General features: G+C 63.6%; 13 protein-coding genes. 5 read left to right on the plus strand and 8 right to left on the minus strand.

All coding sequences use genetic code 11. The features are described from left to right. Positions 1 to 4: 4 nt before the first annotated feature. From RIC54_RS25795 to RIC54_RS25820, 6 genes are read right to left on the minus strand one after another with little or no spacing between them, the layout of a single operon-like run. The gene (locus tag RIC54_RS25795) at positions 5 to 1,162 is read right to left on the minus strand and encodes a homocitrate synthase (protein ID WP_350093998.1); all 1,158 of its coding nucleotides are present in this window, start codon (positions 1,160 to 1,162) and stop codon (positions 5 to 7) included. Positions 1,163 to 1,174: 12 nt separating this feature from the next. After that, a complete protein-coding gene (locus tag RIC54_RS25800; RefSeq protein WP_350094001.1) occupies positions 1,175 to 1,966 on the minus strand; it encodes a bestrophin-like domain in 792 nt (263 codons plus the stop codon). A 36-nt stretch (positions 1,967 to 2,002) separates the two neighbouring features. Next, complete coding sequence (locus RIC54_RS25805) at positions 2,003 to 2,434, minus strand: hypothetical protein (RefSeq protein WP_350094004.1); 432 nt, start codon at positions 2,432 to 2,434, stop codon at positions 2,003 to 2,005. A 47-nt stretch (positions 2,435 to 2,481) separates the two neighbouring features. Beyond that, a complete protein-coding gene (locus tag RIC54_RS25810) occupies positions 2,482 to 5,595 on the minus strand; it encodes an efflux RND transporter permease subunit (RefSeq protein WP_350094007.1) in 3,114 nt (1,037 codons plus the stop codon). Between the two features lie 51 nt (positions 5,596 to 5,646). Then, entirely contained in the window at positions 5,647 to 6,312 is a 666-nt protein-coding gene (locus tag RIC54_RS25815) for a hypothetical protein (RefSeq protein WP_350151579.1), read from the minus strand. Then, on the minus strand, positions 6,312 to 8,087 hold the full coding sequence (locus tag RIC54_RS25820) for an efflux RND transporter periplasmic adaptor subunit (protein ID WP_350094013.1): 1,776 nt from the start codon (positions 8,085 to 8,087) through the stop codon (positions 6,312 to 6,314). The genes RIC54_RS25815 and RIC54_RS25820 overlap by 1 nt, the downstream gene beginning before the upstream one ends. Positions 8,088 to 8,301: 214 nt before the next feature. On the opposite strand from RIC54_RS25820, the gene RIC54_RS25825 reads away from it, so the two are divergent. Continuing rightward, complete coding sequence (locus RIC54_RS25825) at positions 8,302 to 9,111, plus strand: hypothetical protein (protein WP_350094016.1); 810 nt, start codon at positions 8,302 to 8,304, stop codon at positions 9,109 to 9,111. Between the two features lie 234 nt (positions 9,112 to 9,345). After that, positions 9,346 to 10,113 (plus strand): SDR family NAD(P)-dependent oxidoreductase, encoded by a 768-nt coding sequence (locus RIC54_RS25830; protein WP_350094019.1) that lies wholly within the window; start codon positions 9,346 to 9,348, stop codon positions 10,111 to 10,113. A 15-nt stretch (positions 10,114 to 10,128) separates the two neighbouring features. On the opposite strand, the gene RIC54_RS25835 is transcribed toward RIC54_RS25830, so the two are convergent. Together RIC54_RS25835 and RIC54_RS25840 are read right to left on the minus strand one after the other, a co-directional pair. Next, positions 10,129 to 10,461 carry an STAS domain-containing protein gene (locus tag RIC54_RS25835; protein ID WP_350094022.1) on the minus strand — a complete coding sequence of 111 codons (333 nt, stop codon included), beginning with the start codon at positions 10,459 to 10,461 and terminating at the stop codon, positions 10,129 to 10,131. 25 nt (positions 10,462 to 10,486) lie between these two features. Continuing rightward, the gene (locus tag RIC54_RS25840; protein ID WP_350094025.1) at positions 10,487 to 10,900 is read right to left on the minus strand and encodes an ATP-binding protein; all 414 of its coding nucleotides are present in this window, start codon (positions 10,898 to 10,900) and stop codon (positions 10,487 to 10,489) included. Positions 10,901 to 11,074: 174 nt separating this feature from the next. Here RIC54_RS25840 and RIC54_RS25845 point away from each other — a divergent pair, with 174 nt between their 5' ends. From RIC54_RS25845 to RIC54_RS25855, 3 genes are all read left to right on the plus strand, one after another. Continuing rightward, positions 11,075 to 12,160, plus strand: coding sequence for a hypothetical protein (locus RIC54_RS25845; RefSeq protein ID WP_350094028.1), 1,086 nt, complete (start codon positions 11,075 to 11,077; stop codon positions 12,158 to 12,160). Between the two features lie 145 nt (positions 12,161 to 12,305). After that, on the plus strand, positions 12,306 to 13,343 hold the full coding sequence (locus RIC54_RS25850; protein WP_350094031.1) for a hypothetical protein: 1,038 nt from the start codon (positions 12,306 to 12,308) through the stop codon (positions 13,341 to 13,343). Positions 13,344 to 13,490: 147 nt separating this feature from the next. Next, positions 13,491 to 14,249 carry a hypothetical protein gene (locus tag RIC54_RS25855; protein ID WP_350094034.1) on the plus strand — a complete coding sequence of 253 codons (759 nt, stop codon included), beginning with the start codon at positions 13,491 to 13,493 and terminating at the stop codon, positions 14,247 to 14,249. Positions 14,250 to 14,284 lie beyond the last annotated feature (35 nt).

The following is a 14,284-nucleotide window of genomic DNA, read 5'->3' on the forward strand; positions in this document are numbered from 1 at the left end:
GCCGTCAATGCGGCCGAGCGGTTGCCAAGGCGGCGACGTCGGTCAGAATCCGGTCGACATCGTCGAGCGACAGAGCGTTTTCGTCAGCGGCATTCTTAACCCGGGATGTGGCTTCCTTCAGGTCGGCCAATGCGAGCCGCAGGCCCAAGGCGTCGGCGCGCACCCGAACGGCGTTCCATCCGGTGAGGCGATGGCTGATCGAGATCTCGCGGGTCAGGCCGAAATCGGAGGGATCCATCGCCTCGTACGAGCGTGGGTCGTTGTGGACGGCCTTGGTATGCATCCCGGCCTTGTGGCTGAACGCCGTGTCACCGACCAGTACCTGATTGAAGGGGACAGCGACCCCGGCCAACTCCGCCACTCGCCGGCACAGAGCCGGGAGTTCGCTCAACCGGAATCGGGCTACCGTACTTACACGGTCGGCCGCGTACATCACGGCGATCAGGCCCTCGAGCGGGGTAATACCGTTGCGCTCACCCAGCCCAAGGACCGTGGTGTTGATGTGCGTCGCACCGTTCACCGCAGCCGCGTGAGCGTTAGCGATGGCACAGCCGATGTCATTGTGACCGTGAAACTCGATCGGTGTGGCCGTCAGGCGGCCGAGCAGATTCACAACCTCGGCCACTCGGTCGGGCGTGGCGGCGCCGGTCGTATCGGCCAGCCCGAACCGGTCGAACAGCCGAAGTTCCGACAAGGGCAGGTAGACGTTCATCAGATCGTTCAACGGGCATCGGAAGGCGTCCTCGCTGGAGAAGCGCAGCTCGATGTTCGGCGCGCGGCTCCGGACGAACTCGCCGACCTCGGCGGCGATCCTGACCACCTCGGCAATTGCTTTGCCGTGACTGGCCGCTCGCAGGATCGGTGACGTGGCCATGACCATGTGCAGGGCGCCGACCCCGGTGTCGATGGCAATCGCGGCATCGTCCTTGTGGCAACGGATGTGGGCCGCGACCGTCGCAGGCAATCCCGCGTTCGCGATGGTCGCCGCGTCGGTCCGGGACCGCCGGCTGGCGGCCGGCGAGGTGACTTCCAGATAAGCGACGCCGAAGGACGTCAGTGCCCGGGCGATCTCCAGTTTCGCATCGCTGGAAAAATCGGCGAGAACGAACTGCTCACCCTCCCGCAATGTGGAGTCGACGACGACTACGTCCGACAGCGGCACGACAACACCCCTCTATTGCGCAACCGCAAGAAACACGCTTGGACTGATCGCGGTCTCGCCGACGAACGGGTAGGCAAGATGCAGCACCACGATCAAATGCATCACCAGGAAGCTTATCAGAATTGCCGACATCAAGCCTTGAATTGCGACGTTGGCCGATCCCAGAAACCAGGGAAACACGATAGCCAGGACCGTACCCATGCCGAGCAGCACCCAGACCAGGGAAACCAGACTGCGCGACACGGTGGTCAGCCGGAAGCTCCGACTCTCGTTAACCTGGCGAACCCATTCCACCGTGTTCTGCTGAAGGGCCTGCTGGGCGTTCGTGATCGGTTCGACCTTCAGAAAGGCATCGGATAGCTGCCTGAACCGGTGGGTTACTTCGAAGCTCGGAATCCCGACGCTCATGGTACGCCATTCTTTCTCGACGACGGCGCGAGCGTATTCCCGTACGGCGGACGCCATGCGGATCCGGTCGTCAGTCTGATCGGGCAGATCGTAGACCTCCGCGGCGCGGTCCAGCATCACCAGAGCCGCCACTTCCTTCTGCACCGTGGTCTGGGCATCGGTGTAGCGGTCGAAGGCGCCGATCAGGGCGAGCGCCAGGGTTACGGCATAGACTTCGCCCAGAAAGCCGTACTTGATCCCGCCGATAGCGTTGTTCGGTTCCAACTGGAACGGGGTGTAGATCGTATTGACGATCCAGGTGCCCAGTACCGAGACCAGCACCGCGATGCCGATCAGCAGCGGCACCGCTATGTCGAGTGGTATGCGGGCAAGAAGGACGGCGAGTTCGTAGGTCATCGGCTAGCTATATCGCAATCCGTCCCTGCGCGAAGATCATTTCGGGTGAACATCGGCCTTGCCGGTATGGGTCTTGCCGGCGACCACGAGACGCAACACCAGATCCAAGTGATCGCTCGGTGACGTTGCAAAGCCTAAGGCGCCCTCCAGACGGTCGTCGACGAGCGATAGAGACACCTTCTTGCTGGCTCCCGAAACGACGAAGATGGCGTCGCCCTTGCTGGCCTTCTTGCTGATGTCTTTGCCATGCTCGTCGTAGACGTAAGCAACGATCTTGCCGTCGGCGATAACGATCTCGACATCGTACGATCCGACTTCAGCGACGGTGCCGCCGTGCTTCGCGACGGCCTCGTGATCGTGTTTGTGCTCGTGCTTCTTGTCCGATGCGGCAAAGCCGACACTCGCCGTACTGAATGGCATGGACACGACAGCCATGACGGCGGCGGCGCGAACGAAGGTTTTGATCATGAGGTAGTTCTCCGTTTAGTCGCTCGGAAAGGCGAGGGCATGTAAGGTTAGTAGGCTTCCTTCAGGCCGGCACGGCCGGCGTTGTCTTCGGTCAGGTTGATCAGCGCGCTCTTGCCGAACATCTTGAACAGCACTGGGGTCAGCAGCGTGTCCAGGGTCAGGGTGCTGATCAGGCCGCCGAAGATTACCACGGCGATCGGGTGGAGGATTTCCTTGCCGGGATCGTCACCACCGAACAGCAGCGGGATCAAGGCCAGACCGGCTGCCAGCGTGGTCATCAACACAGGAGCGAGCCGTTCCTCGCTGCCGCGCAGCAGTAGATGGTCGCCGAAGGTCTCGCCCTCGTGAAGCACCAGGTTGATATAATGGCTGACCTTCAGGATGCCGTTGCGGGCAGTGATACCGGCCAGCGTGACGAAGCCGAACAGGCTGGCGATCGACAGAGGAAGATTGGCAATCCACAGGGCGCCGACGCCGCCGATCATCGCCATCGGAACGATCGCCATGATCATCAGCGTCAAGGAAACGTGTCGGTAGCGGCTGTACAGCACCACGAAGATCATCGCCAGCGAGATGGCGGACAGCACCATGATCGATCGCGAGGCTTCCTCCTGGGCCCGGAACGTACCGTCCAGGTCGGTGAAGTAGCCGGGAGGCATCTCGGTCTCGGCCACGATACCGCGGATCTCTTCCACGACCCGGCTCATATCGCCACTGTCAGCGTTCGCCCGGACCACGATGCGCCGGCGCGTGTTCTCGCGTTGCACATTGTTCGGCCCGTCGGTCTCCCGGATCTCTGCGAAGGTCGACAGCGGGATGCGACCGCGTGGCGTTTCGACCAGTAGTCCAGCAAGCCCTTCGGTCGTCCGATCTGCATCGTGCATCCGGATGACGAGATCGAAACGCCGCTCGCCATCGAGGATCTCGGATACGGTTTCGCCCATGGTCAGGCTTTGCAGCGCCTCGGTGATCGTGCTCGGAGCCACGCCGTAGCTGGCTGCGCGGTCGTAGTCGACCGCAATCTCGATCTGTGGGATCCGTGCCTGGGTAGCGACAGCGACGTCGCCGATGCCGGAAACGACCTTCAGCTTCTGTTCAAACGTACCGGCGATCGACCGGAGTGTATCGAGATCATCGCCGTAGATCTTCAATGCGATCTTCGCCCGGACTCCGGAGATCATGTGATCAATGCGGTGCGACAGCGGTTCGTCCAGCAGGATGCGCACCGGCAGGGAGGAGAGGCGTTGACGGATGTCTTGTCGGATTTCCTCGTCGGTTCGATCGGCGCGCAGCAGTCTGACATTGACCTCGGAGACGTTGATGCCCTCCGCATGCTCGTCCAGTTCTGCGCGCCCGGTCCGCCGGCCCACCGTAATCACCTCCGGGACCTGCATGATGAGACGCTCGACCATACGCCCGATGCGGTTCGACGCTTCCAGGGAAATTCCAGGGCTCAATTCGGCCAGAACCACAATCGAACCTTCGTTCATGGTCGGCATGAAGACCCGCGGGATCCAGATCAGGCTCATCCCGACGACGACCACGGCAGACAACGCACCGATTGCCACGGTGCGCGTGCGGACAATGGCCCAGCCGACCACGCGTCGGTTGACGCGTTTCAGGAAGCGCAGGACCGCTCCATCCTCGTTCTCCAAAACCTTGGAGTTCGACAGCAGAAAGTAGCAGAGCACCGGCGTGACCGAGATCGCGGTCACCAGGCTCGCCAGGATCGCCATGACATAGGCGGTGGCGAACGGCGCGAACATCCGACCTTCAATCCCGGACAGCGCGTACAGCGGCAGCAACACCACGACGATGATGATGGTGGCGATCAGGATGCCGGATCGAACCTCCATCGACGCTTCGGCGACGACGCGTACCGCGGGGCGGGGATTCGGCAGCAACGCGTTCTGACGCAGCCGCCGGAACACGTTCTCGACGCCGACGACCGCATCGTCCACCAACTCACCGATCGCGATGGCAAGGCCGCCGAGCGTCATGGTGTTGATCGACTGGCCCATGAAACTGAGTACCAGAATCGCGGCGCACGCCGAGATCGGGATGGCGGTCAGTGAAATGATCGTGGTTCGGGCATTCATCAGGAAGATGAACAGGACGATCGTAACCACCACCGATGCTTCGACCAGAACGCGCTCGACGTTCTCGACCGAAGTCGTGATGAAGTCTCCCTGATCGTAAATGATGTCGCGGAACTTCACGTCGCGGGGGAAGTTCTGGCTGAGCCCGGCCATCGCCTGCTTCACGGACGCCACCAGCGACGTGCTGTCCGCCCCCGGTTGCTTCATGACCGATACGATGACGGCCGGCTCGGCCATGTAACCGGCGTCGCCGCGTTTGACGCGCGGCTCGAACTCAACGTCCGCAATCTGGCTCAAGGCGATGGAGATGCCGCTTCGCTCGGCGACGATCAGCTTGCGCAGGTCATCCAGCGCCCGAGTCCGACTGACGTTGCGGATCACGTATTCCCGGTCGTGCTGATTGACGAAGCCACCGCCGGTGTTGGCGCCAAACTTATGCAGTGCGTCGGACAAGTTCTCCAGGCTGACGTCCAGCGACATCATCTGACTGGGGTTCGGCTTGACCCGGTACTGACGTACTTCACCGCCAATCGGGATGACCTGGGCAACCCCTGGAATGGCAAGCAGTCGCGGACGAATCACCCAGTCGACCATCTCCCGCAGATTCATCGCGGAAGTCTCGGTGGAGGTGAACGCCATCAGCATGATCTCGCCCATCACCGATGACATCGGCGCCATGAACGGCACTAACCCGGGCGGCAGGCTGTTTGAGATCTGCCCCAGTCGCTCGACTACGAACTGCCGGTCAATGTAGACGTCGGTGTCCCAGTCAAACTCCAGATAGACCACTGACAGGCCGGCACCGGACGTGCTTCGGACTCGCTGCATGCCCGGCAGTCCGCTCATCGCGGCTTCGATCGGATAGGTGACGAGGGACTCGACCTCTTCCGGTGACAAGCCCTCAGCCTCGGTGATTAGCGTCACCATCGGCCGCGTCAGGTCCGGCAGCACGTCGATCGGCATCGCCCTGAGCGATATCAGCCCGTAAATCACCAGACCGAGCGCCACGATCAGGACGAACAGGCGATGGCGCAGGCTCTGCTCAACGGTGTAGGCAAACATAGGGCGGCTCTCCGCTCGGCTCGTTTCACTCGCCGACCGGCGAGCGCCGGATCAGACCAGACCAGTGGCCGCGATCATCGTGACGATGCCAACACCGGTGACCCCCAAACCAATCCACCGACGGCGACCGGTGCCGCGCAGGCCGGCCACCGCCCCGAACAGCGCGATAAGCCCGGCAGCAGCGGGAAGTACGAACGGTCGGACGCCATCCCAGAGCGCGACCCGCTCACCGGTCGGCTTGCCAGTGGTCGGGCCATGGTCGTGGCCCTCGTGGTCCCCCTCGGCGGTACCCGACATGCGGGCAAGCAGGACTTCCTCCCGGTCGCCGGACACCACCGTGGCGATAAGCTCGACGGATTCGGCGTCTTCAATCGACAGACCCTCGGGCGGCCACGGGGACACGACGTACAATCCGGGGGCCGTTTCCTCGGCGGTTACCAGTGCATCTCCGGCAAATATCTCGATACGCGCGTCTTTGGCGGGAGCATTGGTCTCGGTATTGTCGAGAAATATCACCAACTGGCCGGCCTTTGGCATCGCGACGAACTGGAAGTTTGCACCGACCGTCGACGCCCGAGCCGCAAGGTCCTCGAAGCTGACCGCCGGACCCTCCGGGGCACCGTGATTGTGGCCTTCACTCGCAAAAGCGTTGACAGGCAACGACAGGCCGAACGCGAGCAACAATGCGGCTTTCGTCAGATTGCGTAGCCCTGCCATCACCGAACCTCCGACAGCAAGGTGGCGCCGCTGACGACGACCCGCGCGCCTTCCGGCAACCCGGCCTCGATGGCGACAACCGACCCGTCAACCGGTTTCCATCGGACACGGAAGGTCTCGAAGCGTTCGGCCGAGGTCGCGGCCCACAAACCGGTCTCGCCGTTTCCGCCGCGCACCAGCGCGCTGCGCGGGACCAGTACACCCTCGGCGGAGACCGGTTCGTGTACCAAGACCGTCACGCGTTCACCTATTCTCAGCCCAGAGACGGGCTGCTGGATACGGAACTGCAGCGGCGCGGACTGCTGCGTCAACGTCCAACCAGCCCCCTCGTAGCTGAGCGCTAGGGATGCGCCGCTGGATCGTCGTGCCGTCGCTCCCTTGATCTGCGTTGGCGGTTCGCTGCCGAACCAGTCGGCCTCGACCCACAACCGCTGCTCGTCCACGATCTCCCAGAGCAGATGCTGGGCCTCCACCACTTGACCGACACGAGCGTCGGCGCGCGCAACCACACCGCTGGCCGAGGCGAGGATCGGTTCGCGACCCTCAAGTCCTTCGAGAAGCGCATCCCGGTGACGGCGCAACTTGTCCAGTTCCAGGCGGATCGAAAGAATACGCCCCTGCCGGAACGGGAGCAGCGGCAACTCACGGGAGCGCGCCAACTCCAGTTCCTTTTCGGCAACCTCGCCGCGCAACGTCGCGATCTCGGCTTCCATCGACGCCCGGTCGCGGTTCGACCAGATCGGTCGGAGATATCCGAGAACCTCGCCCTCCGTGACCCGCTGGCCGAGGCGCGGCAGGCCCCAGTCCACAGCCTCAATCCGTCCGTCCTGGCTCGCCTGGACGAGGCCCGATGCCGTCGGATCGGCGATCACATGGCCGATCAGTGTCCGGCTGGACGTAACGCCGCCTTTGCACGGGTATCCGGTTCGGATCTGCAGCAACCGTTGGGCGACCTTAGGCAGGAACACCGCGCCGTCGGGCAACCGAACGGCCGGCTCGGACATCAACCCCAACTCGGTGAGCTTGGCGAGTGTTGCGGACTCCGTCTCGCGAGCCTCTTTCAGCGCCAGAGCTGGCCAAGTGCACACGACATCGGTTTCCGTCCCCGCGACGTTGCTCTCACCTTGTCGCTGCACTGCCGCCGCACTGATGGAGGCGTTCTCGAGCCGAACGGCGGTCTCGGGTGTCTTGGTCGCCACTTTGGTGCCGGCAGAGGCGGGAACTCTCAATTGAGCGTCGGGCTTGCTGAAGCCGGTTTCGGCCATTGCCGTTGCTTTGGACGGACCATCGAGCGATGGCGTCAGGTTGGCTTGCCCGGTTCCGGTCCAGGCGCCGATCCTGGCGTTTTCCGCGGTGCTGGCTGCTTGCGCCGCCGCGGGTCCCTGGGGTGAGGCCGGCGTCGGTTCGGTTTGGACCGGCACGATACCGAGTGAGGTCACGATATGCGTTCCAACGATGCCGCTGGTCTGCAGCAACTCGCCGCCGAGATAGTATGCGCCAAGCGCAAGCTGCCAACTGGTGGCCGAAATGGTATCGGCAGCGGCGAGTGCTGTTGCGCCGGTGGACTCGACCAATGATAGAGGGTTTGATTCAGGCGTTTGGGTGGTTCTTGGCTCGGCGTCCGTCGGCACTGCGGCGACCGGCTCAGCGACCGCGGCTGGCATCGACGGATTGCCAAGGTTCGACCGGTCCAACGCGGATCCGACCGACACATAGACGCCCATGACAAAGATGGCTGCAGTAGCGGCCGCCGCCCCGATCGTTCCGCGTCGCATGGACGCCCCTCCCACTCCTGATGCCCGTTCTGGGTACCGAACCCCAACTTAACTCCACCCGAGATGCCTCTTCAATAACTTAGACGCGGATCTGGGGTGTTTCGGCAAGGCCAGCGATGCCACGGCCGTCCAATTGTCTGCAAGCCTCGATCGGTTGACCTGGTCTCTCGATATCTGGCAAGCATGATTCAGGCCAAAGTACGGGACCTCGGACATGCGACGGGTGACAGCCGACCAACTTGCAATTGCACGCGAGCCGTCATTGGGACTGCGCCTGTCGGACGTGACATTGCTGATCCTGGTTGGCCTGACCGGCGCGGGGAAGTCTACGGCCGTTGAGCGACTGGCCGCTGATCTGGCGTTTGCCGCGCTGCTACCCGACCGGCGGGCGCTTACAGACGCGCTGATTCTTCCCATGATGACCGGAGACCGGACACTCGTGTCGGATCGTGTCACCCGGTTCCGGTTGACGGCGGCGTTCAAGGACCAGCACCCCGGCGGCATGGGCGATGTCCTGCAGTGGTTGACGCTGCCCGGAGATCTGCCGGCGGGCGTCATCCTGTTCGACGGGTTGCGGGGCGAGGCGGAGGTTACGGCGGCTGCAAGGCTGCCGAACGCACGGTTCCTGGTGCTGGAATGTTCACCGCAGGAACGGCTGTGGCGCCTGTGCGGGCGGAACGATCCGTTCGATGGCACCCATGGTCGTGAATGTGCAGCGACCGGCGCGGGTAGAGAGATGATCCAGGCAAGGCTGACCGATCAGAAGTTCGATACCCTCGTGCCCGGAGACGTGCTCGACCGGCTCGCCCGGTCGTTGACCGATCTGGCCGTCGATCCGGATGCCGTGTCGCGCGGTGCCGCGATTATCGTGGAGGAGTCCCGGCATTACGATCCTGAGGCGGCGACCGCTGCGCTGCGACGTTCGGCCCCGAGCCGGACCCTGGTGGTCGACACGGCGACCACGCGGCCGGTTGACGTTGCGGCCGCGGTCGCGTCGAACTGGCCGGACATTGTGAGGGTTTAGTCGGCGCGTGCCTCGTCGGAGGTCGTTGCGGTATCCGCGGTGCATTCGACGATCAGTTCCAGGACTTCGCTCCCGGCCTGGTGTCGGAGCGGGACATGGTGCCGGGCGGGCGGAGTGGATCACCGCCGGAATGGTTTAACCTGCATTCGAAGCGGTGGACGTCGACGTTGCCGAACCGCCGGCCCGATCGGCCGCCACACGATGTTAGCCGACGAGCGGACAAGGAGGTCAACGATGGCGGATGGGGCGATTTATCCAAGCCTCCAGGATCGGGTCGTGCTGGTGACGGGCGGCGCGTCGGGGATCGGGGCCTCGATCGTCGAGCACTTCTGCCGGCAGCGGGCGCAGGTGGGCTTCGTTGACCGTGACATCGAAGCAGCCGATGGGCTGATCGCCCGGCTGTCGGGCGCCGGGCATTCCACACCCGTGTTCAAGGCATGCGACCTGTGCAACATCGATGAGCTGCGCGCCGCGATCGATGCGATCCGCATTGAGCTTGGACCGATCACCGTACTGATCAACAACGCCGCCCACGATGAGCGTCACACCATTGATTCCGTGACGCCGGAGTATTGGGACGACCGTATGGCGGTCAACCTGCGCCATCAGTTCTTCGCGGTGCAGGCGGTTTGGCACGGCATGGCCGAAGCCGGCGGCGGTGCCATCGTGAACCTTGGGTCGGTCAGCTGGATGATCGGACAGGGTGGGATGCCCGGCTACTCCGCGGCAAAGTCGGCGGTAGTCGGGTTGACGCGGTCCCTGGCCCGCGATCTCGGCGTCCACAACATCCGGGTCAACTCGGTGCTGCCGGGCTGGATCATGACCAAGCGGCAGATCGACAAGTGGCTGACACCGGAAGGCGAGGCCGATCTGATGAAGAACCAGTGCCTGAAGCGGAAGCTCGAGCCTGCCGATGTCGCCCGCGTGGTGGTGTTCTTTGCCTCCGACGAGGCCGCGGCCTGCACCAACCAGAACTACATCGTTGATGGCGGCTGGGTGTAGGTCGCCGGGCCGAGATCAGACCCGGGCGACCGCCTCGTCGCGGTTGGCGCAGACGGTCAGCACGTTGATGAAGCCGCTGATCTCGAACACTTCGCGGACGTGATCGGTAAGCGAGTGCAGCACCAGGCCGCCGCCGGCCGCCTTGACCCGCTTGGCAACCACCAGGAACACGCGCAGCCCGGCGCTCGACAGGTAGTCCAGCGCCGAGGCGTCCACCACGACCCGCTTTTGCCCGGCTTCGATCTGCACCACGATCTTGGCTTCAGTGTCCGCTGCGTTGGTGCTGTCCAGCCGTCCGGTCAGGACGACGATGGCCAGGCCGTCCTGGCTCTCGATGGTCATCGTCATGGCGCTGCTACCTCTGTCTGCATGCTTAAACGTTCTTCGTCAGGGTCAGGTGGTTGCCACCTTGGCGGCGAACGTAGCTCAGGCCGTCCAGTAGAGTCTTGGCGAAATGGACACCAAGACCGCCGATCGGCCGGTCTTCCAGCGGCGCGTCGAGCTCCGGCGCCTTGGCCTCGGCCGTCGGATCGAACGGCGTGCCCGGGTAACTGATCTCCATGATCATCTGCTGCGTTTCCAGCCGGAGCGACACGGTTATCTGAAGGTCAGGCGGTGGCGGGTTGTGCTCGATCGCGTTGGTAATCAATTCGTCGGCGGCCAGAGTTAGGTGATGAGCCGCGTTCCCCTGGACGCCGTGGCGCGCCGCGAACGCCTCGACCGCCAGCGCCAGTCGCCGAATCTCCGCAGTCTGGCCAGCAAGACGCAGGGTTTCTGTCGGTACCATCGCATCTGGAAGCAGAGGGCTGGACGCCGGCCCGCTTACCTTCGAGCCCAGCGACACGATCAATAGGATTGTATATAGATTCGATGGTCTCAACGCTAGGTGATCCAAGCGCCGGACCCGACACTGCAGCGACCGGGCAAAGACGTGAACAAGGCAGATCGGACACGGGCGTCCATGGACGCAATCGACCGACGGATCCTGTCGATCGGACAGGGTGCCGAAGCGTTGCCTACCGTGTCTCTGGGCCAGATGATCACGATGCTCGGCGCTCATGGGCGGGCCGTCAGAGACGCTCGTGCGGACCAACTGATGATCCGCGGTCCGGTCTGGCAGTCGGTCGAGACGATCTCCAGGCATTTGCAAACATGTTTCTGTCCTTTGGTGCTTGACCGATTCGACCGTCTGCTGCCGACGAGTGACTTGACCTTCGCGCGACGTGGCGCCGATGAGGCCTCGCTGATCGACTATGCGGAAGCCGTTGCGGCGGTCTCTGCATGGGAGATGGCGGTCGGAAAGCATGCGCTGCTGCGGGCCGAAATTCGCAAACGCTTGCTGTCGGTGTCGACCGCCTGCCTGGCCCGGATCGATGCGCACCTGTCGATCGCCGACGAAGCCGACATTCCGGACTTCCGACAACTCGCCCGGGAGATCCTGCGGGCTGAGGTGGCCGAGTGGGTGTTCAGTCTGGCGGGAGCGCCCGAGCACTCTACCAAGATCCTGCAGCGGGCGAGCCGGGCTGCGCGCCAGTCCGTCGCGTGGGCGGGACGGGTGTTCGAGCGCTTTCGGGCCGAGCCCGACGAGTTCAGCCATTTCGATGCAGTCGCGACCCTAGCGGCTGTCGATGAGCTGCTGGTCGTCATCCTGCGTGTTCACGACAGCGACCGGATGGAGCGCGCATCCGGCAGCCACCCGTTCGTGCTGACGATCGGCGAGCAGGCGCTCCAGGAGTTCGTGACCGGGCTGGAGCACATGACCGCACGATACCTGGAGATAGCGGAGGATCATCTTCTGGCCGGCGGTGCGGCGGGAGCGTTTGTTCTATCGGTGTTGCAGGTGCTGCAACGCATCGTGCGACTCGACCACGTCCTGCTCCCGGTCGTGAGCACGCTGGGGGTCAAATTGAGCCATCAGGCAACCGTCCTGCGCATGCAGGAGATGCAAGGCAGGCTCCAGGCTTCGCTCGGAACCCACAACGCGCCGCCGGACGCCATGAAGAGGCTGGGAATCCTGGACACTGCGCTCGCATCGTTCGAAAAGTAGGTTGACGATACCGTAGAGGCGACCTGAAGACCGCGAAGGGCGGCAGGCTCCAGAGGGGAGAGGTGTGACGGACGCAGATCGTCGTCGGACAACGTTGGAAGCGCTCGAGCGTCAGATCCTGTCGTTGAACCAGGACTTGCCCAGGATGTCCGGTAGTACCCTGGCTGGCTTTGCCGCCGCGCTGGAGGTACATGCTCGCGAAGTCCGGGCGGGCCTTTCGGGCTCGCTGGCGCTCCGCGGCGTGGCGTCCGGCTCGGTGGCCGCAGTCGCTCAGCACGCGGTGACGCAGACCTGCCCGCTCATCCTCGCGCGCTTCGCGGCCTTGCTGCCAATACCGGCCGGTGACCGTCCGGAAGCCCGCGACGCCGATGAGGGAACGGCGGCCGAGTATGCGCAGGCGATCGCAGCCATGGCGGCGTGGGAGACGGCCGTGGGCCCGGACACCCGGTTGCGGTCGGCGATCCACCGGTGCCTGTCGACGATCGTTCAAGCGTGCCGAAGCTGTATCGAAGGGCACCTGAACGCCCGCAGCGACTCAGACATCCCTGACGTCCGGCAGTTGGCGGGCGATATCCTGCGGGTCGAGGCGATCGAGTGGGTGATCGGGATTGCGGGAGGCTCCGGCCAGTCAGAGCAGGTCCGGGCGCTGGCGCATCGAGCCGCCCGACAATCGGTGGTCTGGGCGGGCATGGTGTTCGAGCAGTTCAAGTCCCGGCCGGACGAAATGAGCCATTTCGACGCGGTGGCAACACTGTCGGCCGTCGACGATCTCCTGGTGATCATCCTGCAGGTGCTGGAGAGCGATCGTGACGAACGGCGATCCGGCAGTCACCCCTTCGTTCTGACGATCGGCGAGCAGGCGATGCAGGATTTCGTGAACGGACTTCAGCACATGACCGACCGCTATCTTAGGATTGCCGAGAAGCATCTGCGGACCGTCGGCCCGGCGGGTGACTTCGCCCAGTCGGTTCTGTCGGTGTTGCACCGGATCCTCTTGCTCGGTCACGCGCTGCGGGCGTCAGTTGAACTCGTGGGCATCCGCTTGAATCATGAAACGGCATTGACGCGGATGGTGGCAATGCGCGCAAAGCTGCGGGCATCCGTCAACGTGCCGGGGGCGCCGGAGTGCCATTTCACGCGTCTACGAGCACTGGACATCGCCCTGACGGAGGTCGGAGCGTGACGTCCGGATTGACTTGCCAAGGCGATCAACGCTGGTCCGCGAGCGCCGATATGCACGGAAGTTGCAGCGGCGGAGGGCGACACCTGTTAACAACACAGGGACAGCCGGACAGGATTGGCCGCAAGACAAGACGAGATGCCGTCCCTGATGAGTGACTCTGATATCCTGGCGCTGACCCGTCTCAAACCAGTACGCTGTGACGTCGACCTGCACCATCTCACGCCGCGATCGTTTGATCGATTTGAGTTGATCGGTGGAGCACCGGGGATTCATCTTGGCCTGGATGCCAGCGGCTTTCCCGGCGTGCGGAAACTGTATGAACGCCACCACCGTTCGGTCTTCACGGAGTTGATCTGCCGCCTGGATGTCGACGGTCTCTTCGTCCCTGCGATTGATCTGCGGCACTGGTCATCCGCTGCGCTGTACCAGATCGCGTCGCGGGCTGGAGCGGTTTCTGACTCGGCTTGGCAATCCGTTGAAGCCGACATGGTATCCGCGCTCTGCGACAATCACTCTTGGAGCACGTTGCGCGACATTTTGGAACTCGACGGCGCTCCGGTCCGCGACGACGAACGCGACGCCGCCGAGGAACTCAAGGCCGACTGGAACGGTCGCGGCTGGCTGGATGCCCTGTATGACCGCGACAAGCCTGCATTGAGCGAGATGCTTCGCGGCCTGCGTGAGGCCTGTCCGCTGCTGTCGGCCCAGATGGATCTGTTCTTTCTGCCGCTCGAGTTTCTCGAGTCGGTTCGGCGTGACCTGAGCGAGCGACTGATGTCGGCGGGCCTTTCCGGTTTCGCCTTCAAAGACGCTTACGGGAATGGCGAGGCAATCCTGGTTGTCGACCCATCGGCGGTTCGTATCGTGTCGCGCCAGCCTCTGACCGACGCCGGCGCCGGTTCCTAGGCCTTCTACCCAATCCGGAGAATCCGCTTAAGATC

Origin of the sequence: Thalassobaculum sp., assembly GCF_040219215.1 — a bacterium.
Classification (GTDB): domain Bacteria; phylum Pseudomonadota; class Alphaproteobacteria; order Thalassobaculales; family Thalassobaculaceae; genus Thalassobaculum_A.